Source organism: Baekduia sp. Peel2402 (assembly GCF_052567285.1).
Genome location: NZ_CP199582.1, coordinates 1,717,405 through 1,744,040 on the forward strand (window position 1 = coordinate 1,717,405; position 26,636 = coordinate 1,744,040).

Annotated in this window: 25 protein-coding genes and 1 pseudogene; 10 read left to right on the top strand and 16 right to left on the bottom strand. The window is 71.4% G+C overall.

Going from position 1 to position 26,636, the window contains the following annotated elements:
* Nucleotide 1: 1 nt before the first annotated feature.
* Nucleotides 2-481, bottom strand: a complete 480-nt coding sequence (gene smpB / locus ACT01A_RS08400) for an SsrA-binding protein SmpB (RefSeq protein ID WP_445151790.1) — start codon at nucleotides 479-481, stop codon at nucleotides 2-4.
* Nucleotides 482-615: 134 nt separating this feature from the next.
* On the opposite strand from smpB, the gene ACT01A_RS08405 reads away from it, so the two are divergent.
* Complete coding sequence (locus ACT01A_RS08405; protein WP_445151791.1) at nucleotides 616-1,251, top strand: hypothetical protein; 636 nt, start codon at nucleotides 616-618, stop codon at nucleotides 1,249-1,251.
* Here ACT01A_RS08405 and ACT01A_RS08410 read toward each other — a convergent pair.
* From ACT01A_RS08410 to ftsE, 5 genes and pseudogenes are all read right to left on the bottom strand, one after another.
* The gene (locus ACT01A_RS08410) at nucleotides 1,232-3,019 is read right to left on the bottom strand and encodes a ribonuclease R family protein (protein WP_445151792.1); all 1,788 of its coding nucleotides are present in this window, start codon (nucleotides 3,017-3,019) and stop codon (nucleotides 1,232-1,234) included. The two genes, ACT01A_RS08405 and ACT01A_RS08410, sit on opposite strands and share 20 nt — an antisense overlap.
* Nucleotides 3,020-4,204, bottom strand: a complete 1,185-nt coding sequence (locus tag ACT01A_RS08415; RefSeq protein WP_445151793.1) for a S41 family peptidase — start codon at nucleotides 4,202-4,204, stop codon at nucleotides 3,020-3,022.
* A gap of 20 nt (nucleotides 4,205-4,224) precedes the next feature.
* The gene (locus ACT01A_RS08420; protein ID WP_445151794.1) at nucleotides 4,225-5,094 is read right to left on the bottom strand and encodes an alpha/beta fold hydrolase; all 870 of its coding nucleotides are present in this window, start codon (nucleotides 5,092-5,094) and stop codon (nucleotides 4,225-4,227) included.
* 20 nt (nucleotides 5,095-5,114) lie between these two features.
* Nucleotides 5,115-6,008, bottom strand: coding sequence for a permease-like cell division protein FtsX (ftsX, locus tag ACT01A_RS08425; protein ID WP_445151795.1), 894 nt, complete (start codon nucleotides 6,006-6,008; stop codon nucleotides 5,115-5,117).
* Between the two features lie 129 nt (nucleotides 6,009-6,137).
* A pseudogene (gene ftsE / locus ACT01A_RS08430) lies at nucleotides 6,138-6,887 on the bottom strand (cell division ATP-binding protein FtsE); the annotation flags it as partial.
* A gap of 74 nt (nucleotides 6,888-6,961) precedes the next feature.
* Here ftsE and ACT01A_RS08435 point away from each other — a divergent pair.
* The 4 genes from ACT01A_RS08435 to ACT01A_RS08450 all read left to right on the top strand — a co-directional run bounded on the left by ACT01A_RS08435 (nucleotide 6,962) and on the right by ACT01A_RS08450 (nucleotide 10,370).
* The gene (locus ACT01A_RS08435; protein WP_445151796.1) at nucleotides 6,962-8,227 is read left to right on the top strand and encodes a M16 family metallopeptidase; all 1,266 of its coding nucleotides are present in this window, start codon (nucleotides 6,962-6,964) and stop codon (nucleotides 8,225-8,227) included.
* A 45-nt stretch (nucleotides 8,228-8,272) separates the two neighbouring features.
* Nucleotides 8,273-8,671, top strand: coding sequence for a hypothetical protein (locus tag ACT01A_RS08440; protein WP_445151797.1), 399 nt, complete (start codon nucleotides 8,273-8,275; stop codon nucleotides 8,669-8,671).
* Between the two features lie 81 nt (nucleotides 8,672-8,752).
* Entirely contained in the window at nucleotides 8,753-9,688 is a 936-nt protein-coding gene (locus tag ACT01A_RS08445) for a hypothetical protein (protein WP_445151798.1), read from the top strand.
* A 28-nt stretch (nucleotides 9,689-9,716) separates the two neighbouring features.
* Nucleotides 9,717-10,370, top strand: a complete 654-nt coding sequence (locus ACT01A_RS08450; RefSeq protein ID WP_445151799.1) for a DsbA family oxidoreductase — start codon at nucleotides 9,717-9,719, stop codon at nucleotides 10,368-10,370.
* Here the strand turns inward: ACT01A_RS08450 and ACT01A_RS08455 are convergent.
* From ACT01A_RS08455 to nadC, 3 genes are read right to left on the bottom strand one after another with little or no spacing between them, the layout of a single operon-like run.
* Nucleotides 10,367-11,014, bottom strand: a complete 648-nt coding sequence (locus tag ACT01A_RS08455; protein WP_445151800.1) for a DUF2461 family protein — start codon at nucleotides 11,012-11,014, stop codon at nucleotides 10,367-10,369. The genes ACT01A_RS08450 and ACT01A_RS08455 overlap by 4 nt on opposite strands.
* A gap of 3 nt (nucleotides 11,015-11,017) precedes the next feature.
* A complete protein-coding gene (nadA, locus tag ACT01A_RS08460; protein WP_445151801.1) occupies nucleotides 11,018-12,034 on the bottom strand; it encodes a quinolinate synthase NadA in 1,017 nt (338 codons plus the stop codon).
* Between the two features lie 8 nt (nucleotides 12,035-12,042).
* Nucleotides 12,043-12,891, bottom strand: coding sequence for a carboxylating nicotinate-nucleotide diphosphorylase (gene nadC / locus ACT01A_RS08465; RefSeq protein ID WP_445151802.1), 849 nt, complete (start codon nucleotides 12,889-12,891; stop codon nucleotides 12,043-12,045).
* A gap of 22 nt (nucleotides 12,892-12,913) precedes the next feature.
* On the opposite strand from nadC, the gene ACT01A_RS08470 reads away from it, so the two are divergent.
* Nucleotides 12,914-13,471, top strand: a complete 558-nt coding sequence (locus ACT01A_RS08470; RefSeq protein WP_445151803.1) for a hypothetical protein — start codon at nucleotides 12,914-12,916, stop codon at nucleotides 13,469-13,471.
* Nucleotides 13,468-14,244 (top strand): tyrosine-protein phosphatase, encoded by a 777-nt coding sequence (locus ACT01A_RS08475; RefSeq protein WP_445151804.1) that lies wholly within the window; start codon nucleotides 13,468-13,470, stop codon nucleotides 14,242-14,244. The genes ACT01A_RS08470 and ACT01A_RS08475 overlap by 4 nt, the downstream gene beginning before the upstream one ends.
* Before the next feature lie 245 nt (nucleotides 14,245-14,489).
* Here the strand turns inward: ACT01A_RS08475 and ACT01A_RS08480 are convergent, their stop codons facing one another.
* Nucleotides 14,490-15,356, bottom strand: coding sequence for a helix-turn-helix transcriptional regulator (locus ACT01A_RS08480; protein ID WP_445151805.1), 867 nt, complete (start codon nucleotides 15,354-15,356; stop codon nucleotides 14,490-14,492).
* 104 nt (nucleotides 15,357-15,460) lie between these two features.
* On the opposite strand from ACT01A_RS08480, the gene ACT01A_RS08485 reads away from it, so the two are divergent.
* Nucleotides 15,461-16,201, top strand: a complete 741-nt coding sequence (locus tag ACT01A_RS08485) for an SDR family NAD(P)-dependent oxidoreductase (RefSeq protein ID WP_445151806.1) — start codon at nucleotides 15,461-15,463, stop codon at nucleotides 16,199-16,201.
* Here ACT01A_RS08485 and ACT01A_RS08490 read toward each other — a convergent pair.
* Entirely contained in the window at nucleotides 16,198-17,163 is a 966-nt protein-coding gene (locus ACT01A_RS08490) for a tocopherol cyclase family protein (RefSeq protein WP_445151807.1), read from the bottom strand. The genes ACT01A_RS08485 and ACT01A_RS08490 overlap by 4 nt on opposite strands.
* A gap of 76 nt (nucleotides 17,164-17,239) precedes the next feature.
* On the opposite strand from ACT01A_RS08490, the gene ACT01A_RS08495 reads away from it, so the two are divergent.
* Nucleotides 17,240-19,411: an ATP-dependent Clp protease ATP-binding subunit gene (locus ACT01A_RS08495; RefSeq protein ID WP_445151808.1), complete on the top strand. Its 2,172-nt coding sequence runs from the start codon at nucleotides 17,240-17,242 to the stop codon at nucleotides 19,409-19,411.
* A 130-nt stretch (nucleotides 19,412-19,541) separates the two neighbouring features.
* Entirely contained in the window at nucleotides 19,542-20,705 is a 1,164-nt protein-coding gene (locus ACT01A_RS08500; RefSeq protein WP_445151809.1) for a baeRF10 domain-containing protein, read from the top strand.
* Here ACT01A_RS08500 and ACT01A_RS08505 read toward each other — a convergent pair.
* Genes ACT01A_RS08505 through prfB form a run of 5 tightly spaced genes read right to left on the bottom strand, consistent with a single transcriptional unit; the run spans nucleotide 20,702 to nucleotide 26,616 of the window.
* Nucleotides 20,702-21,835, bottom strand: a complete 1,134-nt coding sequence (locus ACT01A_RS08505; RefSeq protein WP_445151810.1) for a hypothetical protein — start codon at nucleotides 21,833-21,835, stop codon at nucleotides 20,702-20,704. The genes ACT01A_RS08500 and ACT01A_RS08505 overlap by 4 nt on opposite strands.
* A 54-nt stretch (nucleotides 21,836-21,889) precedes the next feature.
* Complete coding sequence (locus ACT01A_RS08510) at nucleotides 21,890-23,071, bottom strand: ABC transporter permease (RefSeq protein WP_445151811.1); 1,182 nt, start codon at nucleotides 23,069-23,071, stop codon at nucleotides 21,890-21,892.
* Nucleotides 23,068-23,949, bottom strand: a complete 882-nt coding sequence (locus ACT01A_RS08515) for an ABC transporter ATP-binding protein (RefSeq protein WP_445151812.1) — start codon at nucleotides 23,947-23,949, stop codon at nucleotides 23,068-23,070. Before ACT01A_RS08515 ends, ACT01A_RS08510 begins: the two co-directional genes overlap by 4 nt.
* Before the next feature lie 12 nt (nucleotides 23,950-23,961).
* On the bottom strand, nucleotides 23,962-25,470 hold the full coding sequence (locus ACT01A_RS08520; RefSeq protein WP_445151813.1) for an aminotransferase class I/II-fold pyridoxal phosphate-dependent enzyme: 1,509 nt from the start codon (nucleotides 25,468-25,470) through the stop codon (nucleotides 23,962-23,964).
* A gap of 39 nt (nucleotides 25,471-25,509) precedes the next feature.
* A complete protein-coding gene (gene prfB / locus ACT01A_RS08525) occupies nucleotides 25,510-26,616 on the bottom strand; it encodes a peptide chain release factor 2 (protein ID WP_445151814.1) in 1,107 nt (368 codons plus the stop codon).
* Nucleotides 26,617-26,636: the final 20 nt, after the last annotated feature.

The window sequence follows — 26,636 nt, forward strand, 5'->3', positions numbered from 1 at the left end:
GTCAGCGCCCGGCGTCGCGCAGGGCGCGCTGGACGTCGCGCTCCTGGTCCTTGCGCTTGAGCGACTCGCGCTTGTCGAAGCGGTCCTTGCCCTTCGCTAGCGCGATCTCGACCTTGGCGCGCGAGTCCTTGAAGTACAAGCGCGTCGGGACGAGCGTCAGGCCGCGCTCGACCGTCCGGCCGGAGATCGAGTCGATCTCCTTGCGGTTGAGCAGCAGCTTGCGCGGGCGCTCCGGCTCGTGGTTGTCGCGCGACGCGGGGCCGTACGGCGGGATGTGCACGTTGTAGAGCCAGATCTCGCCGTCGCGGATCGAGGCGAAGCCGTCCTTCAGCTGAGCGCCGGACTCGCGCAGCGCCTTGACCTCGGTTCCTTGCAGCACGAGACCCGCCTCGTACTTGTCGAGGAACTCGTACTTGTGGGACGCCGTGCGATTGCTCGCGACGTCACCGGGTGCCACCTTGCGCTTCTTGCCCTTGGCCATGCCCGTTCGAGTCTAGGTGTTCGCGGTCGTTTGCCGGTCGTCGACCCGCCGGCGCGGCACGACGTGCCGTCCGGCTCTGGCGGCGCGACGCCCCAGATGGGTGCATCGAAGCCCCCACCACAAGGAGCGACGTCATGTCCATCCGCCAGCTCGCCGCGCCTCTCGTGGCGACGACCCTCATCCTCCTCGCGCTCGGCGCGACGGCCGCCTCGGCGCACACCACGCTGCGCACGGATCCCGGCAACGTCCTGATCGCCCAGCCGACTACTGTCCGCGCCACTACGAGCGACGTCTTCACGCTGTTCGCGCCCGGCACCGGCCAGCTCGATTGCGTCAACGCGTCGTTCGACCTCGAGGCGCTCGTCAACACTTCAGCGACCGCGATCCCCGCCACGCTGACTGCGTTCACTGCGACCGGCTGCACCGACACGTTCCCGGTGCTGGGCTTCACCGGCTGCCACCTGCACGTCAACGCCCGCGTGCACATCACCGCCAACTCGATGGGCGGCGGCGATTTCCGGGTCACTGACCCCGTGCTGCGCTGCGCGACGACCGGCGTCGGCGCCTGTTATTTCACTTCGGCTGTCGCCAACGGCGCCTACGACAACGCGACGGCGTCACTGAAGTTCGCGAACGTGCCCTACACGCCGATCGCCGCGACTCCCGACGCGCTCGGTGCGACGTGCGGCAACGGCGGGACCTGGAGCGTCGTCTTCACTCACGTCATCGGCGGCACGGCCGGCCAGACTCTCACTGTCCTGCCCGTGTGACGTCCAGCTCCACGCGACCGCGCGGCGGATCGATGCCGCGGATGAGGACCCGGATCGGGTCGGCGATCTTGATGGACTTGCCGGACTCCTCGCCGATCAGGATGGTGCCCTCTTCGTTGAGCTCCCACCAGTCGCCGCGCAGGCGGCGGGCGGGAAGGAAGCCTTCGAAGCCGTTGTTGAAGGAGATGAAGGCGCCGGCGCCGACGAGGCCGATGACCTCGCCGTCGTGCTCGCGCTGGATCTTGCCCTCGAAGAGCTCGCGCTCCAGCAGGAAGGCGCGGGCGACGTCGTCGGCGGCGCGCTCGATCTGCATCGCGTCGCGCTCGCGGCCGGAGGTCCACTCGGCGGCCTCGTCGAGCGTCTGCGCGCGCGGGGCTTCCTCCCCGCCGCCGACCGCTGAGAGCAGCGCGCGGTGGCAGATGAGGTCGGGATATCTGCGGATCGGCGAGGTGAAGTGGCAGTAGGCGGTGGAGTGCAGGCCGGCGTGGCCCTTGTTCTGCGGCGAGTACTTCGCCTGCTTCAAGGACCGCAGCACGAGCGACGTGAGGCCCAGGCCGCGCCCGTTGCGGCGCTTGATCTCGTCGGCGACCAGGCGCGAGGCCGCGGCGATGATGCCCGCCGCCTCACTGGGCTCGATCTGCTCCGGCGCCGGCGGCGTCGGGATGCCCAAGGACGACAACTGCTCCAGCAGCCGCTCGGCCGCGGGCGGCTCGGGGCGCTCGTGGATCCGGTAGAGCGTCGGGACGTCGCGCTCGCTCAGCAGCCGCGCGACCGCCTCGTTGGCCGCGATCATCAAGTGCTCGATCAACTGATGGGACTCGGTGCTCACCGAGCCCTCCGCGCTGGTGACGTGGCCGCCGCGGTCGAACGCGAACTCCGGCTCGGAGCTCTCCACCGCCAGCGCACCCGCGGCCTCTCGCTTCTCGCGGAGCACGGCCGAGACGGCGCGCGCGGCGGCCAGCGGCTCGGCCCAGGGCGCGTGAGCATCCTCGGAGCCCGCGAAGATCCGGTCCACGCGGTCGTAGTCCAGGCGCTCGTCGCTGCGGATCCGCGAGCGGTAGAACGCCGATCGCACGACCTCCGAGCCGTCGAAGTCCAGCTCCACCGTCACCGCCAAGCGCTCCTGGCCCGGCACCAGCGAGCACGCGCCGTTGGAGAGCACCTCGGGCAGCATCGGCTCGACCGCGCCCGGGACGTACACCGACGTCGCGCGCCGGTAGGCCTCGCGGTCGATCGCGCTGCCCGGCCGCACGAACGCGCTGACGTCGGCGATGTGCACCCACACGCGCCACTTGTCCTCGCCGCGGACCTCGGCGGAGATCGCGTCGTCGAAGTCCTTAGCCGTCGACGGGTCGATCGTGAACGTCGCGAGCGAGCGCAGATCGCGGCGCGACGGCGCGGGGTCGTCACGCTCCACCGCCTCCTTCGCCGCCCGCTCAACGCCGGCCGGGAACGACCGCCGCAGGCCGCGGTGGTGCATCAACGCCTCGATCACGTCGCGCGCGACGTCGGGCTTGCCGATCACCTTGGCGACCTTCGGATGGCCCTTGCCGCCGTGGCGGATCAGCACCAACTGCCCGGGACGACCGAGCTTGCCGGGGTCGACGGGGATCTGCCCGGACCCGAAGCGCCCCTCGAACAGCGGCTCGGCGACGACGAGGCGCCCGCGCTTGGCGAGCACGCCGACGGAGAACGACTCACCCGAACCGAAGCCCGGGCCAGCCCCGCGACCGCCACCGCGCCGCTGCCGCCCATGATCCCTCGGCAACTACTTCACCTTGCTCGCCAGGACGTCGAGCGCTTTGTCCAAGCCCTCGTCGGCCTTGGTCTTCGCGACGTCCGACGCCTTCACGTCCGGCGTCAGCCCCGACCCCGTCGACACGCCCGCGCCACCGAGATTCCGCCCCGACGGCAAGAAGTACTGGCCCGCGGTGATGTCCAGCGCGCCGCCGTTACTCAACTCCAGAACCTCCTGGAAGACGCCCTTGCCGAACGTGCGCGTGCCCACGAGCTCCGCGCGCTTGCGGTCCTGCAGCGCGCCGGCGACGATCTCGGCGGCGCTCGCGCTCCCGCGATCCACCAGCACCACCAGCGGCAGCTTCGGCGCCGTCGGGTCGCCGGTCGCGCTGAACGTCCGCGTCTGCACCGCACGGCCCTTGGTCGTCACGATCTTGCCGTCGCTGAGGAACTGCGAGGCCACCAGCTGCGCCTCGGTCACCAGCCCGCCCGGGTTGCCGCGCAGGTCGAGCACCGCGCCCTTGGCACCGTCCTTCATCCCCTTCTTCAGCGCCGCGGCCACCTCGCCGTGCGCGCCCGAGGAGAACTGGTCCAGGTGGATGACCTCCAACTTGGTCCCGTCGACCGTCTTCTCCGAGGACTGCACGACCGGGACCGAGATCGTCGCGCGCCCGACCGTCACGTCGCGCGTCGTCTTCCCGCGCTTGAGCGTCAGCTTGACCGCCGTGCCGATCTTGCCCTGGATCAGCCCGACCGCCGCGTCCTGCGTCTTGCCCTTCAGCACGACGCCGTCGACGCCGGTGATCACGTCGCCGACCTTGATCCCCGCCTGCTTGGCCGGTGAGTCGTCGTACACGGTGACGATGTGCAACCCGTCCTTGACGCTCGTGACCTGCACGCCGATCCCCGCGAACTCGCCGTTCTGCTGCTCGTTGAACTTCTTGTACTCGGCCGGGGTGAAGTAGTTGGAGAAGCGGTCGTTCAAGGACGACACGATGCCCTTGATCGACTGATCGGCCAGCGTGGACTTGGGCACCTCGCGGTAGTACACGTCGTTGACGCGGTCGATCGCCTCGCCAACCACGCGCGTGTCGCTGTCGCCCACGAGCGGGTCGCGGATGAAGCCGGGCAGCCCGGACGGGTGGGCGCCGAGGTAGATCCCGCAGGCGAGCAGGATCAGGCAGAGGAGCAGCGAGGCGAGGGCGCGGCGGATCATCGACCCGACAGGCTAGGGCGCTAGGCGGTAGCGGCGCGGAAGTGCTCAATCAGCAACGTGCTGACGCGCTCGGGCTCGTCGTGCTGGACCCAGTGGCTGGCGTCCGGCAGCTTGACGATCCGTACGTCCGGCACCCAGCGCGGGTCGGGCTGCGCCATCTGCTCGGTGAGGAAGCGATCCTGCGTGCCCCAGATCACCAGCACGGGCAGCGGGATCGGCTTGAAGAGCGACTGCGCGCGGCGCGGGGACTGGCGCAGCGCGGCGCGGTAGTAGTTGATCGGGCCCCTGAGCCCGCCGGGCGAGTCCAGCAGCGCCGTCTCGTAGCGCGCGTAGTCCTCGGCGGTGAACGCGCCCGGCTTGGCGTCGCGGTAGACGCCCTCAAGGAACTTCCGGCGCAGCTTGCCTGCCAGCCACTCCGGGAAGCGCGGGATCTGGAAGAAGAACATGTACCAGCTGTGCAGCAGCTGCTTGGGCGAGCGCCGCAGCGTGCGCAGCATCGTGTCGGGGTGCGGCACGTTGAGGATCGCCAGGCGCTCGACGCGGTCCGGGTGCAGCGTCGCGACCATCCACGCGACCGCCGCGCCCCAGTCGTGGCCGACGACGAACGCCTTCTCCTCCCCCAGCGCCGTGATCAGCCCGGCGATGTCTCCGGCCAGCGTCTCCATGCGGTACTCGCGCCACGACGACGGCGCGTGGGACTGCCCGTAGCCGCGCATGTCGACCGCGACGACGCGGTAGCCCGCCTCGGCCAACACCGGAATCTGATGGCGCCACGACCACCAGAACTCCGGGAAGCCGTGCAGCAGCACCACGAGCGGGCCGCTGCCGGCCTCCACGTAGTGCAGGCGCACGCCGTTGCCGACGTCGGCGAAGCGGTCCGCGAGGTCCATAGACCTCGCAGCCTTTCAGATCAGACCCGCAGGAACTTGCGCAGCGACAGGCTCGAGCCCGCCGCGCTCACGCCGATCGAGGCGACGAGCAGCAGGATCGCCAAGAAGGCGAAGCCGATCGTCTCGGGCGCCGCGATCAGCGCGAAGTCGGAGGCGAGCGGGTCGATGAAGGCGATCTTGCCCACGCCAAGCAGCATCACCGCCAGCACGCCGCCCAGGCCGCCGAGCACGACGCCTTCGATCACGAACGGCCAGCGGATGAAGGAGTCGGTCGCGCCGACCAGCTTCATCACCTCAACCTCGCGACGGCGGGAGAAGAGCGACAACCTGATCGTGTTGGAGATCAACAAGATCGACGCGATCACCAGCAGGATCGCCAGGCCGCCCATCGCGAGCTTCACGACGCGCGTGGCGGTGAGGATCTTGGTGGTCTCGTCCTTGCGGTTCTTGACCTGGTCGATCGCGGAGTCGACCGGCTGGCGACCGCCGGACGCGGCGCTCGGCGCCAGCGCGTCGCGCAGCTTCTGGACGTTGTCCGGCTTGTCGGGCGTGACGCGGAACGTGTCCGGAAGCGGGTTGGTCCCCAGCAACTCATAGGCCTCGGGGTTGCGCTTCTTCTCCTGCGCGTAGGCCTGGGCCTTGCTGACGTACTCGACCTTGCCGACGTGGTCGACGTGCTGGAGCATCGCCTGCACGCGGTCGACGTCGGACTTCTTGGCGTCCTTCTTGAGGTACACGTCAACCAGGACGCGGCCGCGAACCTCGTTGGCGGCGCCGGTCGTCGCCTGGACGACCGGGATGAAGACGCCGAGCACGAGCACGGTGACGAGCACCGAGGCCATGGCGGCGAAGGACGGGATGGCGTTGCGCGAGATCGAGCGGAACGCCTCCTTGACGAAGAACGCGGGCTTCATGAAGTCGTGGTCCTACTCGGGGAAGATGTCGTCGAACTCGTCGCGCTCGAGCTCGCGCTCGGTGCGCGCGCGCCGCGGCGCGGGCGCCGGCTCGCGCAGCAGCGCGCCGAACTCCGCGGTGTTCATGTCGCTCGGCGCGTAGCCGGCGTTGTGCTCGTCGCGGATCAGCTGGCCCTTGTGCAGCTCCAGCACGCGGCGGCGCATGCGGTCGACCATCGTCGCGTCGTGCGTGGCGACCAGGACGGTCGTGCCGGTGCGGTTGATGCGGTACAGCAGCTGCATGATCCCGACCGACGTCTCGGGGTCGAGGTTGCCCGTGGGCTCGTCGGCCAGCAGCAGCGGCGGGTGGTTGACGAACGCGCGCGCCACGGCGACGCGCTGCTGCTCGCCGCCGGAGAGCTGGTCCGGGAAGGAGTGCAGCTTGGTCGCCAGGCCCGTGAGGCGCAGGATGTCCGGCACCTTCGCGCGGATCTCCTTGCGGCCGTGGCCGGTGACCTGCAGCGCGTAGGCGACGTTGTCGTACACGGTGCGGTCGGGCAGCAGCTTGAAGTCCTGGAAGACCACGCCGATGTTGCGCCGGTAGAACGGCACCTTCTTGCGCGTGATCTCAGACAGGTCGCGCCCCGCGACGTTGATGGTCCCCGCCGTCGGATCGATCTCCTTGATCAGGAGCCTCATCAGCGTGGACTTGCCCGAGCCGGTGGAGCCGACCAGGAACACGAACTCGCCGCGCTGGACCGAGAACGACGCGTTGTCGAGCCCGCCGTTGGTGGGCCCGTAGGACTTGGATACGCCGCGGAACTCGATGACGGCCGGCGCGCGGTCTCCCGGCGCGGCGCTGCGGTCGAGCTCCTGCTTATGACGTTCGACGATCGCCATGGTCTGACCGACGTTAGCCCGGCGGCGGCCTTTTCCTGCCGGTGCACGCTCCTGTGCAAGCTAGATTGCGTGACGTGCCCACCATCACCAGCGAGACCCTCGCCAACGGCCTGCCGCTGCATCGCGTCGCCCTGCCCGGCACGCGCGCGGTCACGATCCTCGTCGCGTTCGACGCGGGCGCGCGCACGGAGCGCGCTGAGGAGAACGGCATGGCGCACTTCCTGGAGCACCTCGTCTTCAAGGGCGGCGAGAAGTACGACCACTACAAGAAGGTCAACGAGACCGCCGAGCGCATGGGCGGCTCGCTCAACGCCTACACCTCGCACGACCTGGTCGCGTTCCACATCACGGTGCGCGCGGAGGCGGCGCTGGAGGCCATCGACCTTTTGACCGACTTCGTCGGCCGCCCGCTGCTCAACGCGGACGAGCTCGATCGCGAGCGCGGCGTCGTCATCCAGGAGATCCAGCGCTACAAGGACCAGCCGTCGGCGGTCGCCGAGGAGCTGATCGACCGCGCCGCGTTCGGCGACCACCCGCTGGGCCGCACGGTCCTGGGGCCGGAGGAGCACCTGCGCACGTTCTCGCGCGAGGCGATCGTCGCGTTCCGCGAGCGCCGCTGGGCAGGCGCGCGCGGCGGCGCGTTCGTGGTCGGCAACGTCGACCACGTGGCGGAGAACGACCCCGCGGTCGCCGAGCTGTTCCAGCGCTTCCCGACGCTCGACGTCCCGGGGCCGTATGAGGCGACGCCGAAGCTCCAGCTGGAGACGCTGGTCGAGAAGCGCGACTCCAACCAGTCGCACCTGCGGATCATGTACGCGCCCGACGTCGACGCCACGAACCCGGCGGAGCGCGCCGCGCTGACGATCTACTCGACGCTGCTGGGCGGCTCGATGGGCTCGCGCCTGTTCGACGAGATCCGCGAGCAGCGCGGGCTCTGCTACTCGGTCTACTCGATCGACCACGCGCTGAGCGACGCCGCGATCCTGCAGCTGGGCGCCGGCTTGGAGTCCTCCAAGACCGACGAGGCCTACAAGCGGATGCGCGAGATCGTCGCTGAGCTGCACGCCGACGGGCCGACCGAGGAGGAGGTCGAGCGCGCCCGTGCCTACGCCGCCGGCCGCCGCGTTCTGGCCTTCGAGAACACCAACGCGGTGGCGCGCTTCGCCGCGTCGCAGGCGATCGTGTTCGGTGAGGACATCGATCCCGACCGCGCGATCGACGCGCTGGACGCGGTCACCTTCGACGACGTCGCCGCGATCGCCAAGAAGGTCGACCCCGGCGCGGCGGCGGTCGCGTGCGTCGGGCCGCACGAGGTCGAGGAGTTCGCGGACGCCGCCTGATTTGACACTGGCGCAGCGCGCGTCTGTGTGCCACAGTCGCTTGCCGTGGCGGTCGCCGAGATGCTGAACGAGCGCGAGCTGCGCCGGTACGTGAATCGGGTCGACGGGCGCTGGCCGCTGGAGCGCGTGCTGCTGGGCGGCGCGCGTGTTCAGGACATGCACGGCGCGCTGCCCCAGCGCGAGCGTGGCAGCGAGTACGTCGTCGTCCTGATCAGCGAGTTCTTCGGCGGGGTGCCGTGGCTGGAACGGGTCTACCAGGCCGCGAACCTGTGGGACGCGGCCGAGATGGGCGGCGCCGCCGACGTCCACTGCTACACGCCGGAGGAGTTCGCCCGGCGGCGCGAGTCGCTGCCCGTCGTGCGCGCGGTCGCCGACGAGGGCATAGAGCTGGTCGGCTCGGGTGGGTGGGGACCGGGTCTGGGGACCGGGTCTCCCCAGAACTGATTAGGCCTGCACTGAACGACCGTCCGGATCTCGGTCCAATCGGTCGGCCAACGGTGTTCTGACGCCGATCTGAGGGGCAACATGCCCCTCGCCATCGCCCCCTCGCGCCTCGGTGCCGCCCTCGCGGTCGCCGTCGCTTCCTTGGCGCTCCCGACCGGCGCCGTCGCCAAGAAGAGCGCGTCCCCCAAGCTCCCCGCCAAGTTCCAGAAGCGCTACCACGTCAAGAGCGCGACGGCCGACCCCGACAAGGACGGCCTGACCAACTTCACCGAGTACCGCGCTCACACGAACCCGAAGAAGGCCGACACCAACAAGAACGGCACGCCTGACGGGTCCGAGGATCGGGACAAGGACAAGCTCGACAACGCGACCGAGCAGCGTGCAGGCACCAACCCGGACAAGAAGGACACCGACCGGGACGGCAAGAGCGACGCCCGCGAGGACGCCGACCACGACGGGCTGAACAACCTGGCCGAGCAGAACACGGCCAACGATCCGGGCGATCCGGACAGCGACGACGACGGGATCAAGGACGGCAACGAGAACGCCGGCCAGGTCGTGTCCTTCGGCGACGACGGCGTGCTCTCCCTGCGCTTGGCGTCGACCGGCAAGGTCGTCTCCGCGACGGTCGACGAGGAGACCTCGGTCGACTGCTCCGCCACCGCCGACTACGAGAACAGCTACGACGACGGCGCGGCCGACGACACGCTGGGCGCCGAGGACGGCGACCTCTCCGACGACTCGGTCTCCGACTCCGACGACGACGCGTCCGCCTCCGACGACGACAGCGCCGAGGTGTCCTCCGACGACGCCGAGGCCTCCGCCGCTGCCGTGCGCCGCGCCGACGAGGGCGACGACGACCCCGTCTTGGCCGACGACGAGGACGGCCTCGCGACCGGCAACGAGTGCGTCGACGCCTACCTCGACGCCGGCGCCTGGGTCCACGAGGCCTCGCTGACGACCGCCGACGACGGCACGCGCCTCTTCGACGCGGTCGCGCTGGTCACGGGCGACTAGCCAGGAGCACCGCACTACCCTCGACGGCATGGACGTCGAGATCTGGTCCGACATCGCCTGCCCGTGGTGCTACGTCGGCAAGAAGCGCTTTGAGGCGGCGCTGGCTTCGTTCCCGCATGCGGATGAGGTCAGCGTCACCTGGCGGTCGTTCGAGCTGGACCCCGAGGCGCCGGCCGATCGTGGGCTGCCGCACGACGAGCTGATCGCCAAGAAGTACGGGCGGTCGCTCGAGGAGGTCCACGCGATGGACGCGCAGCTGACCGCGGTCGCCGCGGCTGAGGGCATCGACATGAAGCTGGCCGACGCGCGGTCGGGCAACACGTTCGACGGCCACCGGATCGTGCAGCTCGCCAAGACCCACGGGCTCGGCGAGGTCATGAAGGAGCGTCTGTTCCGCGCCTACTTCACCGAGGGCGAGCTGATCGCCGACCACGACGTCTTGTTGAAGACCGCGGTCGAGGTCGGCCTCGACGAAGCCGAGGTCCGCGAGGTCCTGCTGACCGAGCGCTACGCCGAAGAGGTCCGCGAGGACGAGCTGATCGCGCAGTCGGCCGGGATCTCAGCGGTGCCGTGCTTCGTGATCGACCGCAAGTTCGGCGCGAGCGGCGCCCAGCCGCCGGAGGAGATCCTGCGCTTCCTGGAGCACGGCTGGTCGCAGCAGCAGCCGGCTGAGACGAGCTAGCGCCGCGCGGCGGGCGCCGGCGCGCCGACGTGCTCGTCCAGCCAGGCGAGCAGCGGCGCGCAGGCTGACCAGGTGTCGCGGAGGTGCTCTAGCGCGGCGTCGCGGGAGATGCCGGTCTTGGGATCGGCGGGCGTGCGGGCGCCGGCGATGAGCAGCTTGTGGCGCAGGAGCGGCGCGCGTGGGTGGTCGCGGTCAAAACCGCGCGGGACGGTCTTCAGGACCTCGCCCCAGGTCTGGACGCCGCCGGCGTCGAGCGCGCCGACGATCGACTCCAGCGCAGCGCCGGACGCGTCGTCGGCGACCGCGGTGCGAAAGCGCGCGAGCTGCCCGGCGTCCATCGTCCGGCAGCCCGACCCAGCGAAGAGGCCGTCGCGGGCGATCTCGGCGTACAGGCGGAAGTCGACCGTCCCGTAGCAGCGGTTCTTGTAGGGCTTGGTCTTGTCCTTGGCGAACCGCAGGTCGCGGTTGGGGCGCGCGATCCAGATCGGCGCGTCGCCGGCCAGCTCGGAGAGCAGGGCCTCTAGCGCACCGCGCACGTCCTCGTCGTAGGTCGAGCGGTGCCCGTGGAACCAGTCACGGGTGTTCTCGGCCTCCAACCCGGCGAACCAGTCGAAGGCCGCCGGGTGGAAGCCGGAGAACGGCATCAGCTAGCCGATCGCGACCATGCGCTCGATCGGGATCCGGGCCCGCTCGGCGAGCGCCGGGTCGACTTTGACCTCGCCGCTGAGGTCGCGCAGCGCGTCGCGCAGCTTCGGCAGCGTGATCATCTTCATGTACTTGCAGGACGCGCGCTCGTTGGCGGCGATGAAGTCCACGTCGGGGGCGGCCATGCGGAGCTGGTGCAACATCCCCGTCTCGGTCGCCATGATGGCAGTGCCACCGTGCCCGGCGTGCTCCTTGGCGTAGTCCAACATGCCGCCGGTCGACAGCATGTGGACGCCCGCGGTGTCGATGTCGCCGGAGGCCACGTACTCCATGACCTGCGTCGTGCAGCCGCACTCGGGGTGCACGAGGAAGTCGGCCTCCGGGTGGGCGGCGCGGACGGCGGTGATGTCGTCCGGGCGGATCCCGGCGTGCACGTGGCACTCGCCGTCCCAGATGTGGAACGTGCCCGAGCCTTGGAGGCCGAGCTCCTTCTGGACGAACGCGCCGAGCCACATATCCGGCCCGAAGAGGATCTGGGTGTCCTTGCCGTGCGTCGCGTAGATGTGCTCGACGACCTTGACGGCGTTGGACGAGGTGACGCAGTAGTCGGTCAAGGCCTTCGTCTCGGCCGTCGTGTTGACGTACATGACGGTGACCGCGCCGGGGTGCTTGCTCTGCCAGGCGGACAGCTGCTCCGGCGTGATCGAGTCGGCCAGCGAACAGCCCGCGTCGAGGTCGGGGATGATCACCTTCTTCTGAGGCGAGAGGATCGACGCCGTCTCAGCCATGAAGTGCACGCCGCAGAAGGCGATGACGTCGGCGTCGGCCTCCGCCGCCTTGCGCGACAGGCCGAGCGAGTCACCGACGTAGTCGGCCGCGTCCTGCACCTCGGGCACCTGGTAGTTGTGGGCCAGGATGACCGCGTTTCGTTCTGCTGCGAGCGCACGGACCTCCGCGGTCAGCGCGCTACGTTCATCCGCCGTCAGGGCGGGGGAACCAGTGGGGCTGGTGGGGGCCATGGGGAGGTTCATGGCACACGCTCCAATATGAGGGAGAGGTCTAGTGCTGACGCGGAGTGCGTGAGCGCTCCGACCGAGATGAAGTCTACCCCGGTCTCGGCCGCAGCCCGGACCGTGGTCAGGTCGATGTTGCCGGAGGCCTCTAGTTCGGCCCGTCCGGCGACCTCGGTCACGATCGTGCGCATCTCGTCGGGGGTCATGTTGTCGAGGAGGATCCGGGGCGCTTGCGCCGCCAGGGCCTCGCGGACGTCATCGGCGGTCTCGGCCTCGACCTCGATCGCGATGTCCGGGTACGCGGCGCGCGCAGCGGTGACTGCCGCCGTGATCCCGCCGGCCGCGGCGATGTGGTTCTCCTTGATCAGCACCATGTCGAACAGGCCGAAGCGATGGCTGACGCCGCCGCCCGCGAGCACCGCGGCCTTCTCGAGCTGGCGCAGCGTCGGGGTGGTCTTGCGGGTGTCGAGGATGCGTGCGGCCGTGCCGTCGATCGCCCGGACGTACTTGGCCGTCAGCGTGGCGACGCCCGACAGGCGCTGCAGGAAGTTCAGCGCGGTGCGCTCGGCGGTCAGGATCGCGGCGGCTGGGCCGGTGACGCGGGCGACGACGGTGCCGGGCTCCTGCCAGACGCCCTCGGGCGCGAGGCGCTCGAAGGTCAGCGCGTCGCCACCGGTCTGCGCGAAGGCGGCTTGCGCGACATCCAGGCCGAAGACCACGCCCGGCGCCTTCTGGGTGATCGTGGCGATGCCGCGCGCGTCCGGCGGGACGGTCGACAGCGTGGTGACGTCGCCCGCGCCGACGTCCTCGGCCAGCGCCCGGGCGACGACGTCGGCGACGAATTCCTGATCCAGGTCCGGCATGGGCGCGGGAGGATATGGAGACGTGCCCCACATGGACCTCGACCTCGACGCCTGGCTGTCCGAGCCGGCGATCCGCACGCGTCACCGGCGCGTCGCGGACGATGGCGTCACGCCCACGGCGCTCTGGGCGGCAGCGGGCACGCTGCGCGTGGACGAGACCGGGCCGCTGGGGCGCGTGGTCCGCTGGAGAATTCCGGGCCTTCCGCCGGGCGTGACGTTCCGCGAGCTGTTCGCATCGGCGCCGTTCACGGTGCTGGCCGAAGGCGACGGCTGGTCGGTGTCCGGGCTAGTGGGCCGGATCTGGACGCTGCGGCGCGACTACCCGCGGCTCGACGGCGGCGCCGAGGCCTTCGCGACCTGGTCGCAGCCCGGGACCGTGCGGGTGCTGTTCGCGCACTGGGTCGAGGAGGACGCCGCGACGGGCGACGTCGCCCTGGTCTCCGAGGCCCGCGTGGCGCCCGTCGACCGGGGCGCCGCGCTGCGCCTGCGCGCGCTCTGGACGGTCGTCGGGCCGGCCGAGCGGCTTATCGGCGGCGAGGCTCTGGGGCGTGTGACACGGCGCGCTACGTTGGATCGGTGACCGCCACCTTCGCCCCGACGTGGATCGACCTCGAGGGCGCGGTGAACGCGCGCGCCGTCGTCCCCGGCCGGCTGCTGCGGTCCGACAACCTGCAGGACCTGACGACGGCCGACGTCGCGCACCTGCTGGACGACCACGGCCTGCGCGCGATCATCGACCTGCGCACGGGCGCCGAGGTCCGGCTGGAAGGCCCCGGCCCGCTGACTCGCGAAGAGCGCGTCGTGATCGAGCACCGGTCCCTGTACGCCGAGGCCGGCGAGCACACCGACGCGATCGAGGCCGACACGATCATCCCGTGGCAGAACGGCGTCCACGGCGCCGACCTGCCCGACGAGCCGCCGACCGTCCGCGCCTATTGGGGCTACCTGGAGCACCGCCCGGACTCGATCGTCGGCGCGCTGCGCACGATCGCTTCGCCACCCGGCGACGGCGCCGTCCTCGTGCACTGCGCAGCCGGCAAGGACCGGACGGGCCTCGTCGTCGCGCTCGCGATGGAGGTCGCCGGCGCGTCCCGCGACGACGTCGTCGCCGACTACGCCCGCACCTCCGAGCGGATCGACGCGATCGTCGGCCGCCTCGCGCAGTCCCCCACCTACGCACCCGACATGCAGACCTCCGACCCGATGCACCACGCGGCGCGGCCGGAGATGATGGCGCGCGTCCTGGAGCTCCTGGACGAGCGCCACGGCGGCGCGCTGGGCTGGCTGTCCGCGCAGGGCTTCGGGGACGACGAGGCCGCGGCGCTGCGCGAACGCCTCAGCACCGGCGCGTAGCCGCTGGGGCGTTGGTGGCGCTCAGTCCAGGCGCGTGGGGCGGGGCTCCGGGTTGGAGAGGGTCTGGCGAGGGAGTGAGAGGGCCGTTCGCGGCCGACCCGGATTCCTGGCGGTGCTCCACAAGGGCCCGTTCGAGATGCGGGTCGCGTGAGCCGGAATAGTTCCGGTCTACGCGACCCGGATCGCTGCTCACTACGAACGCCCGCGCCGAACGCCCCAACGCCCGCGCCCCACATCTGCCCCGTCTAGACGCGCGGCTGAGCGCTATCGGCCGCGGCGAACTGCGAACCGATGACGTCGAGGAGGCGCAAACGCTCGGCCGAGTCCGTGCCGGGCGTGGCGGTGTAGACGAGCAGCATCTGGGCCTCGGACTCGTCGTTAAGGACCTGGCACTCGAGCTCGAGGCGACCGACCTGCGGGTGCAGGATGGTCTTGGGCTCGGTGCCGACGCGCCAGGAGACGTCGTGCTGGGCCCAGAGGGCGGCGAACTCGGGGGACTCGGCGAGGAGCGCGTCGACGAGCGCGATGCCGCGCGGGTCGTCGGGGTGGCGGGCCATCGAGATCCGCAGCGCGCTGGCGTACGAGCGCGAGATGCGGTCGTGCTCCTCGGGCGCGTGGAGCTCGCGGTCCGGACCGCCGGTGAACCAGCGGTAGAAGCGCGAGCGGGCGACGCCGCGGTTCGCGTGCCGCGACTCGTCGCCGAGCAGCGCGATCGCCAACGGGTTCTGGACGAGCGTCTCGGCGAGGTCGTTCATCACCATCGCCGGCGTGTCCAACCGATCCAGGACGCGCAGGAGGCCGCGGCTGACGTGGTCGCTGCGGACGTCGTGGCGCGGCGGCGTGTGGCCGGCGAGCCGGTACAAATGGTCGCGCTCGGCGCGCGTCAGGCGAAGCGCGCGGGCGATCGCGGCGAGCATCGGCTCCGACGGCTGCGGGCCGCGCTGCTGCTCGATCCGCGTGTAGTAGTCGGTGGACATGCTCGCCAGCAGCGCGACCTCCTCGCGGCGCAGGCCGGACGTGCGACGGCGGGCGCCGCGGGCCAGGCCGACGTCCTCGGGCTGCAGCGCCTCGCGGCGGTGGCGCAGGAAGTCGGCGAGCTGCTCGCGATCCATGGACACCAGTATGCGACGGCGCCCGCGGCGTTAGCCAGGGATCGCCGATCCGTGGTTCGCGCGGTCTCTTTCGCGCGGCGCCGCGGCGCGAGACCGTGTTGGCCATGACCAACTCCTCCCCCATCGCCCTGATCACCGGCGGATCCCGCGGCCTCGGCCGCGCCACCGCGCTGGCCCTCGCCACCGAAGGCGCCGACGTCATCATCACCTACAACTCGAACGAAGACGCGGCCCGCGAGGCCGTCGCCGCGGTCGAGGCGCTCGGGCGCCGCGCGACGGCGCTGCAGCTCGACACCGGCGACGTCGCCTCGTTCCCCGCGTTCGTGGAGGCGCTGCCCGCCGACCGCATCGACATCTTGATCAACAACGCGGGCGGCTCCCTACACGCCGCGCTGGCCGAGACCACCGAGGCGGAGTTCGACGAGGTCTTCGCCGTCCACGTCAAGGGCCCGTTCTTCCTGACCCAGGCCCTGCTGCCCCATCTGGCCGACGGCGCCAAGATCATCAACATCGGCACCGGCCTCACGCGCTTCGCGTTCCCCGGCTCGGGCGCCTACGCCGCCGCCAAGGGCGCGATCGACGTGCTGACCAAGTACCAGGCCTTGGAGCTCGGCACGCGCGGCATCACCGCCAACGTCATCGCCCCGGGCGCCGTCCCCACCGACTTCAGCGGTGGGATGGTCCGCGACAGCGCCGAGATGCAGCAGGCGATCACCGGCGACACCGCGCTCGGCCGCCTCGCAACGCCGCAGGACATCGGCCAGGCGATCGCCGGCCTGGCGCTGCGGTCCGGGACCTGGGTCTCCGGCCAGCGCATCGAGGCCAGCGGCGGCTTCCGGCTCTAGGCCGCGCCGCGCTCCAAGCCCGCCAGCCGCGAGGTGCCGTCGAAGAGGACGGCGCCGCGGCGGCGGAGCACGACCCGCAGCTCGCCGGCCAGGTGCTGCGCGGCGGCGTCCTCGCGATGGCGCCGCGCGCCCGGCTCGGGGACCGGCAGCAGGTGCGGCGGCGTGCCGTTGGCATGGCCTTCAACAACGACGGACACCCCACCGGGTGTCCGACCGCGGAACCGCCAGCCGTCGGCGCCGACTTCGACATGTAGGGGTTGCAGCGGCCGGACCAACCGCACCAACTCGCCGCCCGCGGAGACGACCAGCGCGGTCGCGGTGAGGCGCAGCGGGCCAACGCCCGCGCGCCCGCCGGCAAACGCGACGCACGCGTCCGGGTCGGCGTCGAACGCCTGCGCCTGACCCCACCACCACGTCTCTGGGAAGCCGCCGTTGGACCAGTTCTTCTCCGCGTAGGCGGTCGCGCCGTCGAGATCGACCTCGCGCCCGCTAACGACCATCTGGCCCCGCACGCGAGCGCGCAGCAGCCACGGGTGCCAGTACTGGCTGAGCCCCGGGATCGCCTGCGCCGCGCCCAGCCCGCCGAACGCGCGCCGCGGCCAGCGTCCCGGCGCCTCGAAGACCGCGTCCAGCGACGCCTCGCCGAGCCGGACGGAGATCGAGCGCGCGTCGCCACGCAGCGTGGCGTGCTCGTCGCCGAGCACGACCGAGCCGTCCTCCCCGGCCCGCGCGCCATCCACCACCGCGGCCGCGACGAAGCCGCCTGGGTGCGCCGCCAGGCCGACCGTCCCCCACGCGCGACCCGCGTCATCGCGGTTGACGCCCGCCAGCACGACCGCGACGTCGCCCGTCTCCGCTCGCGTGATCCGCCAGAACCAGCCTTCCATCGCCACGCCGTGCGGGCGATGGGGATCGCCGAACGGCAGATCGGCCCCAGTCCGGCGGTAGGCGGATGTCAGCACGTCTGTAACGATCTCACACCTCGCTAGACTTCAGTCTTGTCGACTCAAGTTTTCGACCTCCAGATCGTAAGGAAACATGTCAGAACAGCCCTTCACCAACCTCGTGCCCTGCGCCATCTGCCAAGAGCGGCCGGGCACCCTGCACATGGTCGTCCAGACCGAGAGCGGCCGTCAGGGCGCCGTGATGTGCGAGAGCTGCGCCCGTGACCTCATGGAGGGCTTCGGCAACGCCGGCTTCGGCCCGTCCTCCGGCGCTCCCGCCTTCGGCCCCGGCGCCACCGCGCAGCGCACCCGCCAGGCACAGCCCCAGCAGAAGCAGTCCGACACGCCCGCGCTCGACGAGTTCGGCCGCGACCTCACGGGTGACGCCCGCGACGGCCGCATCGACCCCGTCATCGGCCGTGAGGACGAGATCGCCCAGACCGTGGAGATCCTCGCCCGCCGTCGCAAGAACAACGCCGTGCTGATCGGCGAGGCCGGCGTCGGCAAGACCGCGATCGCCGAGGGCCTCGCCCTGCGGATCGCGTCCGGCGACGTTCCCGAGACGCTCAACGACGTGCGCGTCGTCAGCCTCGACATGGGCACGCTCGTCGCGGGCTCCCAGTACCGCGGCCAGTTCGAGCAGCGGCTCAAGGCCGTGCTCGCCGAGGTCACCAGCGCCGACGGCAAGATCGTCCTGTTCCTGGACGAGCTTCACACCGTCCTGGGCGCCGGTGCCGCCGAGGGCGCGATGGACGCCGCGAACCTGCTCAAGCCCCTGCTCGCCCGCGGCGAGTTGCGGATGGTCGGCGCGACCACGCTGAGCGAGTACAAGAAGATCGAGCGCGACGCCGCCCTGGCCCGCCGCTTCAGCGCGGTGATGGTCGAGGCCCCGTCGGTCGAGGAGACCGTCGAGATCCTGCGCGGTCTGCGCTCCGCTTACGAGGAGCACCACGCGGCGACGATCACCGACGCCGCGCTGGACGCCGCTGCCCGGCTGAGCGACCGCTACCTGACCGAGCAGCACCTGCCCGACAAGGCCATCGACTTGGTCGATCAGGCCGCGGCCAAGCTGCGTCTCGCGACGCCGCGCCCGGTCGACGTCGAGAAGCTGCGCGCCGAGCTGCAGGAGGCCGTCACGGCCGAGGACTACGAGAAGGCGGCGTACGTCAAGACGCAGATCGCCCGCGCCGAGTCCGACGACGCGACCAGCTCCAGCACCGTGACCGTCGAAGAGACCGCGATCGCGCAGGTCGTCGCCGCCCGCACCGGCATCCCCGTCGGCGAGCTGGTCGAGGGCGAGCTGCAGCGGCTCGTGGAGCTGGAGGACGACCTCCATCAGCGCGTGGTCGGTCAGGACGAGGCGGTCGAGAAGGTCGCCGACACGATCCGCCGCGCGCGGGTCGGGCTGTCTGAGTCCGACCGCCCGCTGGGCTCGTTCCTGTTCCTCGGCCCCACGGGCGTCGGCAAGACCGAGCTGGTCAAGGCGCTGTCCGAGCGGCTGTTCGCCACCGAGGACGCTTTGGTCCGGATCGACATGTCCGAGTACCGCGAGCCGCACACGGTCGCGCGGCTGATCGGCTCGCCGCCCGGCTACGTCGGCTACGGCGAGGGCGGCCAGCTCACCGAGCCGGTCCGGCGTCGCCCGTACAGCGTGATCCTGCTCGACGAGATCGAGAAGGCGCACCCCGAGGTGTGGAACGTGCTGTTGCAGCTCCTGGACGACGGTCGCCTGACCGACGGCGAGGGCCGCACGGTCGACTTCACCAACGCGGTGGTCGTCATGACGTCCAACCTGGGCGCCGGCCGGGCGAAGCGGGGCATCGGCTTCACCGCGGCGGCCCCCGGGGCGGACGACGACCGCATGCGCGACGCCGCCAAGGCGGCGTTCCTGCCCGAGTTCCTGAACCGGATCGACGAGGTCGTGACGTTCCAGGCGCTGGGCGAGGAGCAGGTCGCTTCGATCGCGCGCCTGATCGTGGCGCGGGTCGCCGACCGGCTGCGCGTGGAGCGTGGGATCGAGCTGACGGTGGACGACGCGCTGGTCGCGCGCCTGGCCTCCGACGGCTTTGACGCCGACTTCGGCGCCCGACCGCTGCAGCGCCACGTGCGCCGCACGCTGGAGCGGGAGCTGACCCGGGCGATCCTGTCCGGGACGTTGACCGACGGCGCGCAGGTGCGCGCCACGGCCGGCGAGGACGGCGGTGTGGCTCTGGAGGTCAGCGCCGCCGCCGCGCCGGTGCAGGAGGAGGCGGCGGCCGCAGCCTAGGCCACGATCGCCGTCCCTGTGAAGGAGAGGTAGGACCGGCGGAGCCGGCGCTGTGGCAGGCGCCGGCTTCGTCGCGTCCGGACCGACCACGGTGAGGTTCTCCGCTGGTCGCCGCGGGTAGGCGGTCAGCATGGCGACCGATATCACCACCGACCGCCTGCGCGAGCTCGCCGAGACGCGCAGCGCTGTAGGCAAGGTCCTCAGCGTCTTCATCAACCTCGACCCGCGCGAGTTCGCCACGCCGTCCGCGCGTTCGACCGAGATCAGCTCGGTTCTCGACGAAGCCTCGCGGACCATCCGCGACCTCGAAGGTCTCACCCACGACGAGCGCGCCGCGCTCAAAGCCGACGTCGAGCGCGTCTCTGCCGCGCTCACCAACGGGACCGACCTGGAGGGCGCCCGCGCCCTCGCGGTCTTCGCCTCGGAGCCCGCCGGGCTGTTCGAGATCCTCAAGCTGCCGCGGCCGGTCGACCACAGCGTGTCGATCGGCGACACGCCGCGCGTCGAGCCGCTAGCCCGGATCGGAACGGGCGAGCTCTGGTGGCTCGTGCTCGTCGATCGCCAGCACGCGCGGCTGCTGGCCGGGAGCGTCGACGGCGTCGTCGAGCTGTGGCGCCACGAGGACGACCCACGCGCCCGCATCGACTCCGGCAAGAGCGACCAGGACGGCCGCTCGGAGCGCCGCTACGAGCGCAGCGTCGAGAAGGAGGTCGACAACCACCTGCGCGGCGCGGCCAACGAGGTCGCGCGGCGGCTGCGCCACGTGCGCGTGGCGGGGATCCTCGTCGGCGGCCCGCGCGAGACCGCGTCGCACTTCAAGGACCTCGTGCCCGCCGAGGTCGGCAAGGCGCTGAAGGGACGCTTCGACGTCGAGGTCTGGACGTCCAGCGCCGACGATGTCTTGAAGGCCGCGAGCGGCGTGCTCGAGGAGGTGACCGCCGCCCGCGACGGCGAGCTGCTGGACAAGGTCGACGCCGGCGTCGGGACCGGCGGCCGCGCCGTCTCCGGCCTGAGCGACGTCCTGGCCGCCGTGCACGAGCGGCGGATCGACACGCTGGTGATAGAAGAGGGCTTCACGGCCAAGGGCGTGCGCTGCCCGCAGTGCGGCTGGCTCGGCGTGAGCGCTGGCGGCCAGTGCCCCGCGGACGGGACGATGACCGAGATGGTGGACAACGTCGTGGAGGCCGCGGTCGGCCGCGCCTTCGGCCAGGACGCGCGCGTGCGCTACCTGCCGGCGGGCGAGGACGCGACGCGTCCGGTGCCGGAATCGATCGCGGCGGTGCTGCGCTTCTAGCGCTTGGGCTTCGCCGCAGGCTTGTGCTTCAGCTTGATGGTGCGCGTGAAGGTGGTTGCCTTCGCGCCGCCATCGGGCTGCAGGCGCAGCGTGACCGTCAGCTTGCCCTTGCGCTTGAGCTGCTGGCGCAGCTTGGCACTGAGCGGGACCTTCACCTGCTTGCTCTTGCCCGGCGCGATCGAGTAGCGCGTGCGGGTGGCGGTGGCGGCCGCCGACGCCTTGGCGCCGCCGGCGATCACGGACAGGTAGCCGCCGCAGTACTGCGGCACGTTCGGCGGGCAGGAGAGCGGGACGTAGACGCTGTTGGGGTTGGTCGGCGGCGCGATCGTGCCGGTCTTGGGGACCGGCACAGGAGCCGTCGGGGTCGACGTCCCGCCGCTCCCGTTCGTCGTTCCCGCGCAGACCGGCGCATTGCAGCCCACCGACAGCGGGTCGGGCGGCGGCGGGAGGACGACCGGCGGCGACGTCGGCACACAGCCCTCATGCACCGCGGCGTCGGCCGGCGCGCAGTCCTGCGTCTCGTCGCCGAAGCCGTCCTTGTCGGCGTCGGGCTCAACAAGCGCGCTGATCATCAGCGCGCCGGCGGTGTAGAACGAGCCGTAGGTGTAGCCGTTGGCCAGGAAGGTGTAGGTGACGCCCGGGATCGTGTCGTCGATGGCGAACGCAATCGGGTGGTCGGCGCTGATGGCGACCAGCTCGCCCGTGGCGATCGGCAGCCGCGCCGGAAGCTTCGTCGGCGGATCGGAGAGCAGGACGTTGCCCGGCGGGATCTCGAACGTGGCGCCCTCGGAGACGGGCGCGGCGGAGAGGTACGGCCCGCTGGTCAACTTGTAGGTGTAGAGCTTGAGATGGTGTGGGACGTCCGTCTCGCCGTCGCAGCACCCGGCGCGGAAGCTCCACGACGTGATGACGCCGTCGATCGGCGAGCCCGCGACCACGTCGGCGTTGGTGGAGTAGGCGTTGAAGAACGCGCACGGGTTGTATTGCGCCAGCTGCTGGCAGCCCATCGCGGCGAGGTGGAGGCCGCCCGAGGGCATCGGCTTCGTCACGTCCGGCCCGAGCCGAACCGCGGCGTTCCCGACGGCCGGAACGAGGAGCGCGAGGGCGAGCACGGCGAGAAGACGGCGCATGACCGCCCATCCTCGCACGCTCTGATCACTCCTCCTTCCGGTCTGATCGACCGGTTAGGCGTCTTGGCGCAATGCCGTGCGCAGGCTGACCCGCGAGCCGGTCCGCAGCACGACGTTGGCGTATACGCGGCCGGCGAAGGCGACGAGCAGGGCGATCGACGCGAGCATCACGAGAACGCCGATCACGACGTCGGCGGCGCTCGCCTCGCCGGCGATCTGCCGGATCGGCAGCACCAGCGGCGTGCACGGCGGGACGAACGAGAGGACCTTTGCGAGCGTCGAGGACGGGTCGTTGAGCGCGCCCAAGGACACCAGGAACGCGCCGAGCACCACCATCGTGATCGGCGTCGTCGCGCTCTGCAGCTCCTCCTGGCGCGAGACGAGCGCGCCGCCGGCCGCGTAGGCGCACGCGAACAGCGCGTAGCCGAGGACGAACCACGCGAGCGTGATCGCCAGCGCGCCCGGCACGCCGGAACCACCGACGTCGAGGCTGCCGGTCGCCGCGGCCAGCCCGATGCCCGCCGCGCCGATCGCCAGCAACTGCGCGAACGCGACGACGCCGATCCCGAGGACCTTCCCGGCCAGCAGGTCGCGCGGCCGGATCGCGCTGAGGACGAGCTCGACGATCCGGCTCTGCTTCTCCTCCACGATGCCGGTGGCGACGACGATCCCGTAGGTGAGCAGCTGGCCGTAAAGCACCAACAAGACGATGAACGCCAGGCCGCGCGAGTCCTCCTCCCCCACCGAGCTGGTCGGCAGCGGCGGCGGGGCCAGGATCCGGGCTGCGTCGGCGCCGGCGATCCCGTTGCGGTCCAGCGCGGCGGCGGCGCGCGTGCGCTGCGAGGCGGCCTGGATCGCGGCGACCCCACCGTCGTCGGCGTCGTCGGCGACCACCAGCCGCGCCCCGTCGCCGACGATCGCGACGTCCGCGTCGCCGTCGGCGACCGCGCGGGCCGCGGCCGCGTCTGAAGCAGCAGGGCGCGCCGAGATCCGCACGCCAAACGGCTCCTGCCCGTCGTGCGCGGCAGCGGCGACCGCCGTCGCCGTGTCACCCACGACCAAGACCTTCACCTTGGGATCGTCGCCGGCCCCGACCAGCGTCGGCAGCACCACGACGCCCGCGAGGATCACCAGCGTGACAAGCGTCGAGATCAGCGTGGAGCGATCGCGGCCGCGCTCGCGGATCTCCCGGCGAGCGACCGTCCGGATCGCGGGCCAGCCGCGCAGCGCGCTCACGGCGCGACCGCCTCGCGGAAGACGTCGGCCAGCCGCGGCTCGGCGGGCGCGAACGCCCGCACCGGCCCGGCGGCGCGCGCGGCGTCCAGCAGCGCCTGGTCGTCGGCGTCGTCGTCGAGCGCGAGCAGGCCGCCGCCCAGCGCCCGCGCGCCTGGCACGCCCGCAGCCCACGCCGCGTCGCCGTCGTCGCCCTCCACCTCGACGCGATAGCGCCGCCCACCGCGCCGACGCAGCTCTGCAACCGGTCCTTGGGCGACGACGCGCCCGTCGCGGACGATCGCGACCGCGTCGCAGAGGCGCTCGACCAGATCAAGCTGATGGCTGGAGAACACGACCGGGACGCCGCGGTCGGCTCGCGCTCGCAGCACCTCGGCCATGACGTCGACGCCGATCGGGTCCAGGCCGCTGAACGGCTCGTCGAGCACGAGCAGCTCTGGGTCGTGGACGAGCGCGACCGCGAGCTGCACGCGCTGTTGATTGCCCAGCGACAGCGCGTCGGTTCGTGTGGCGAGTTGGTCGCCGAGCCCGACGAGCTCCAAGGTCTCCGCGGTCGCTTGCCGCGCGGTCGCGCCGTCCAGCCCGTGCAGGCGCGCGAAGTGCTCGACCTGGTCGCCGACCCGCATCCGCGGGTACAGCCCGCGCTCCTCGGGCATGTAGCCGAACCGCGCGCGGTCGGCCGCCGTCACCGGCCGGCCCTGCCAGCGCACCGCGCCGCCGTCAGGCTCCAGCACGCCCAGCGCCACCCGCATCGCCGTCGTCTTGCCCGCCCCGTTGGCGCCGACGAACCCGGTCAGCGCCCCAGGCTCGACCTGCAGGCTCAGGCCGTCGAGCGCGACCGTCTCACCGAAGCGGCGGCTGATGTGATCGAGCTCGAGCACCCATAGACGTTCTTACCCGACGTTGGCGGCCAAAACGTGGATCGTCCTGATCGTCGGGTCCGCGGCGCCGTGGAGGCGCGCGCCGGAGTCGACGAGCTCGCGCAAGTACTCGGCGGTCTCGGCGGTGATGCGCTCGCCGGGCAGGAGCGCGGGGATGCCAGGTGGGTAGCCGGCGATCGACTCGCAGGAGATGCGGCCGACGGCGTCCTCCAGGTTGACCACTTCCGACTGGCCGAGGAAGGCGTCGCGCGGCGCCATGACCATTTCGTTCTTGAGCGCGTCGGGCGAGCGGACGAGGGCCTGGATCGGCGTCGCGTCGGGCGTGGAGATGCGCTTGACGATCTCGTCGACGTCGCCGGCGAAGCGCACGAGCGCCTCTGGCGACTGCCCGACGCCGAGCACGCAGACGATCGTCGCGACCGTCGCCAGCTCAGGCTGCACGTCATAGGCATTGCGAAGGGCCTCGGCGACCTGGTAGCCGGTGCAGCCCGTCCCGCGCGTGTCGAGCACGATCCGCAGCGGATCGTAGGCGGCCACGCCGTCGCGGCCGACCATGTCGTAGTCGATGGTCTTGATCCCGGGCGTGGTGGCGAGCTTCTCGCGCGTGGCCTTGGCCGCCGCGATCGTCTCGTGCAACAGCGCCTCGCCGTGGACGGCGAGCTGGCGGCGCGCACCGTCCAGCGAGGCCATCAACAACGACGAGGGCGAGGTCGACCGCAGCAGCCGCAGCGCGCGGCCGACGGCGGCGGGGTCGATGCGGCCCGTGGGCGCCACGTGCAGCATCGCGCTCTGGGTCAAGGACCCCACGATCTTGTGGGTGCTCGTCAGGACCGCGTCGGCGCCGAGGCGCAGCGCGCTCTCCGGCAGGTCCGGGTGAAAGCCGAAGTGCGGGCCCCACGACTGGTCGACGACCAACGCCACGTCGCGCGCGTGCGCCACCTGCGCCAGCGCGGCCACGTCCGCCGCCATCCCGTAGTAGGTGGGCGAGACCAAGAACGCGACGCGCGCGTCCGGATCGGCGGCCAGCGCGGCATCCAGCGCCTCCGGCGTCACGCCGTGCGCCATGCCCAGCTCGGAGTTGTAGGCCGGCGCCACGAACGACGGCAGCCCGCCGCTGAGCACCAGCCCGTCGACGATCGACGCGTGCGAGTTGCGCTGCGCGACCACGTGGGTCCCGAGCGGCGCCAACGCTAGGCACAGCGCGTGGTTGCCCTGCGTTGCGCCGTTGGTGAGGAACCACGTCCGCGCCGCGCCATGGGCCTCGGCGGCCAGCGCCTCGGCCCGCTCGTAGGGCGTCGGCTTGGGGCCGAGGTCGACGCCGTGAATGTCCTGCGGGATGTCGAGCCCCAGCACGCGGTCGCCGAGCGCGTAGCGCAGCCCCGGGTCCGCCCCCGGGCCGCCCTTGTGGCCGGGCACGTGGAAGCGTCCCGGACCGCGGAAGCCGTAGGCGACGACCGCGTCGAGGTAGGGCGCGGTCGGCTGCTCGGACGGTCCCGTCCGCGGGGTGGTGGCGTCGCTCATCGCCACCCGATGCTAGGCCACCGCTTGCTGACGCAGCGGCTAGTTCGAGGACTTCAACAGGTACGCCCTGACGAACCCGTCGAGGTCGCCATCGAGCACGCGCTGGGCGTCGCCCATCTCGCGGTCGGTGCGGTGGTCCTTGACCATCGTGTACGGGTGCAAGACGTAGGAGCGGATCTGCGAGCCGAAGTTCACGTCGAGCGTCTCGCCCTTCTCGCGGGCGATCTCCTCCTGGCGCTCGCGCTCCTGACGCTCCAGGATCTTGGACCGCAGCATCTTCATGGCCGTGTCCTTGTTGGCCGACTGCGAGCGCTCGTTCTGGCACTGCACAACGATCCCGGTCGGCCGGTGCGTGATCCGGACGGCCGAGTCGGTCTTGTTGACGTGCTGGCCGCCCGCGCCTGACGCGCGGTAGGTGTCGACCTGGAGGTCGTCGGAGTCGATCTCGACGTCGCCCGTGTCCTCGATGACCGGCGCGACCTCGACGCCCGCGAACGCCGTCTGGCGTCGCGACTGCGCGTCGAACGGCGAGATCCGCACGAGCCGGTGGACGCCCTGCTCGGCGTTGAACAGCCCGTAGGCGTTCTCGCCCTCGGCGCGGAAGGTGGCGGACTTGATGCCGGCCTCTTCGCCGTCAGACGCTTCGAGCAGCTCGACCTTGAACCCGCGCGACTCGGCCCAGCGCATCATCATGCGCAGCACCATCTCGGCCCAGTCCTGGGCGTCGGTGCCGCCGGCGCCGGCGTTGACGGTGACCAGCGCGTCGCCCGCGTCGTAGGGACCGCTGAACAGTCGCTCCTCCTCGAGGGCGGCGAGCCGCTCCTCGACCGAGGTCAGCTGCTCATATAACTCGGTCTCGAGCTCGGCGTCCTCGGAGGCCAGCTCAACGAGGCCGTCGAGGTCCTCGATGTCGGACTCGAGCTCGGTGAAGGTCTTCAACCTGCGCGTGGTGCGCGCGTACTCGGTGTTGACCTTCGCGGCCGCGCCGGAGTCGTCCCAGAAGCCGGGCGCCTGCATCTGCCCCTCCAGGCGCGCGACGTCGGCGCCCAGGGCCTCGGGGTCGGTGCCCTTGCGCAGGAGGCCGAAGCTCGACTTGATGGCCTCGATGCGCTGGGGGACGGGTGTGTCAGAGGACGTGACGGCCATGCGAGATCGAGAGTACCGCT

Coding starts and splice junctions, on each gene's coding strand:
- smpB (WP_445151790.1), bottom strand. CDS start 481: ATGGCCAAGGGCAAGAAGCGCAAGGTGGCACCCGGTGACGTCGCGAGC.
- ACT01A_RS08405 (WP_445151791.1), top strand. CDS start 616: ATGTCCATCCGCCAGCTCGCCGCGCCTCTCGTGGCGACGACCCTCATC.
- ACT01A_RS08415 (WP_445151793.1), bottom strand. CDS start 4,204: ATGATCCGCCGCGCCCTCGCCTCGCTGCTCCTCTGCCTGATCCTGCTC.
- ACT01A_RS08420 (WP_445151794.1), bottom strand. CDS start 5,094: ATGGACCTCGCGGACCGCTTCGCCGACGTCGGCAACGGCGTGCGCCTG.
- ftsX (WP_445151795.1), bottom strand. CDS start 6,008: ATGAAGCCCGCGTTCTTCGTCAAGGAGGCGTTCCGCTCGATCTCGCGC.
- ACT01A_RS08445 (WP_445151798.1), top strand. CDS start 8,753: ATGCCCCTCGCCATCGCCCCCTCGCGCCTCGGTGCCGCCCTCGCGGTC.
- ACT01A_RS08450 (WP_445151799.1), top strand. CDS start 9,717: ATGGACGTCGAGATCTGGTCCGACATCGCCTGCCCGTGGTGCTACGTC.
- ACT01A_RS08455 (WP_445151800.1), bottom strand. CDS start 11,014: ATGCCGTTCTCCGGCTTCCACCCGGCGGCCTTCGACTGGTTCGCCGGG.
- nadA (WP_445151801.1), bottom strand. CDS start 12,034: ATGGCCCCCACCAGCCCCACTGGTTCCCCCGCCCTGACGGCGGATGAA.
- nadC (WP_445151802.1), bottom strand. CDS start 12,891: ATGCCGGACCTGGATCAGGAATTCGTCGCCGACGTCGTCGCCCGGGCG.
- ACT01A_RS08480 (WP_445151805.1), bottom strand. CDS start 15,356: ATGGATCGCGAGCAGCTCGCCGACTTCCTGCGCCACCGCCGCGAGGCG.
- ACT01A_RS08485 (WP_445151806.1), top strand. CDS start 15,461: ATGACCAACTCCTCCCCCATCGCCCTGATCACCGGCGGATCCCGCGGC.
- ACT01A_RS08495 (WP_445151808.1), top strand. CDS start 17,240: ATGTCAGAACAGCCCTTCACCAACCTCGTGCCCTGCGCCATCTGCCAA.
- ACT01A_RS08500 (WP_445151809.1), top strand. CDS start 19,542: ATGGCGACCGATATCACCACCGACCGCCTGCGCGAGCTCGCCGAGACG.
- ACT01A_RS08505 (WP_445151810.1), bottom strand. CDS start 21,835: ATGCGCCGTCTTCTCGCCGTGCTCGCCCTCGCGCTCCTCGTTCCGGCC.
- ACT01A_RS08520 (WP_445151813.1), bottom strand. CDS start 25,470: ATGAGCGACGCCACCACCCCGCGGACGGGACCGTCCGAGCAGCCGACC.
- prfB (WP_445151814.1), bottom strand. CDS start 26,616: ATGGCCGTCACGTCCTCTGACACACCCGTCCCCCAGCGCATCGAGGCC.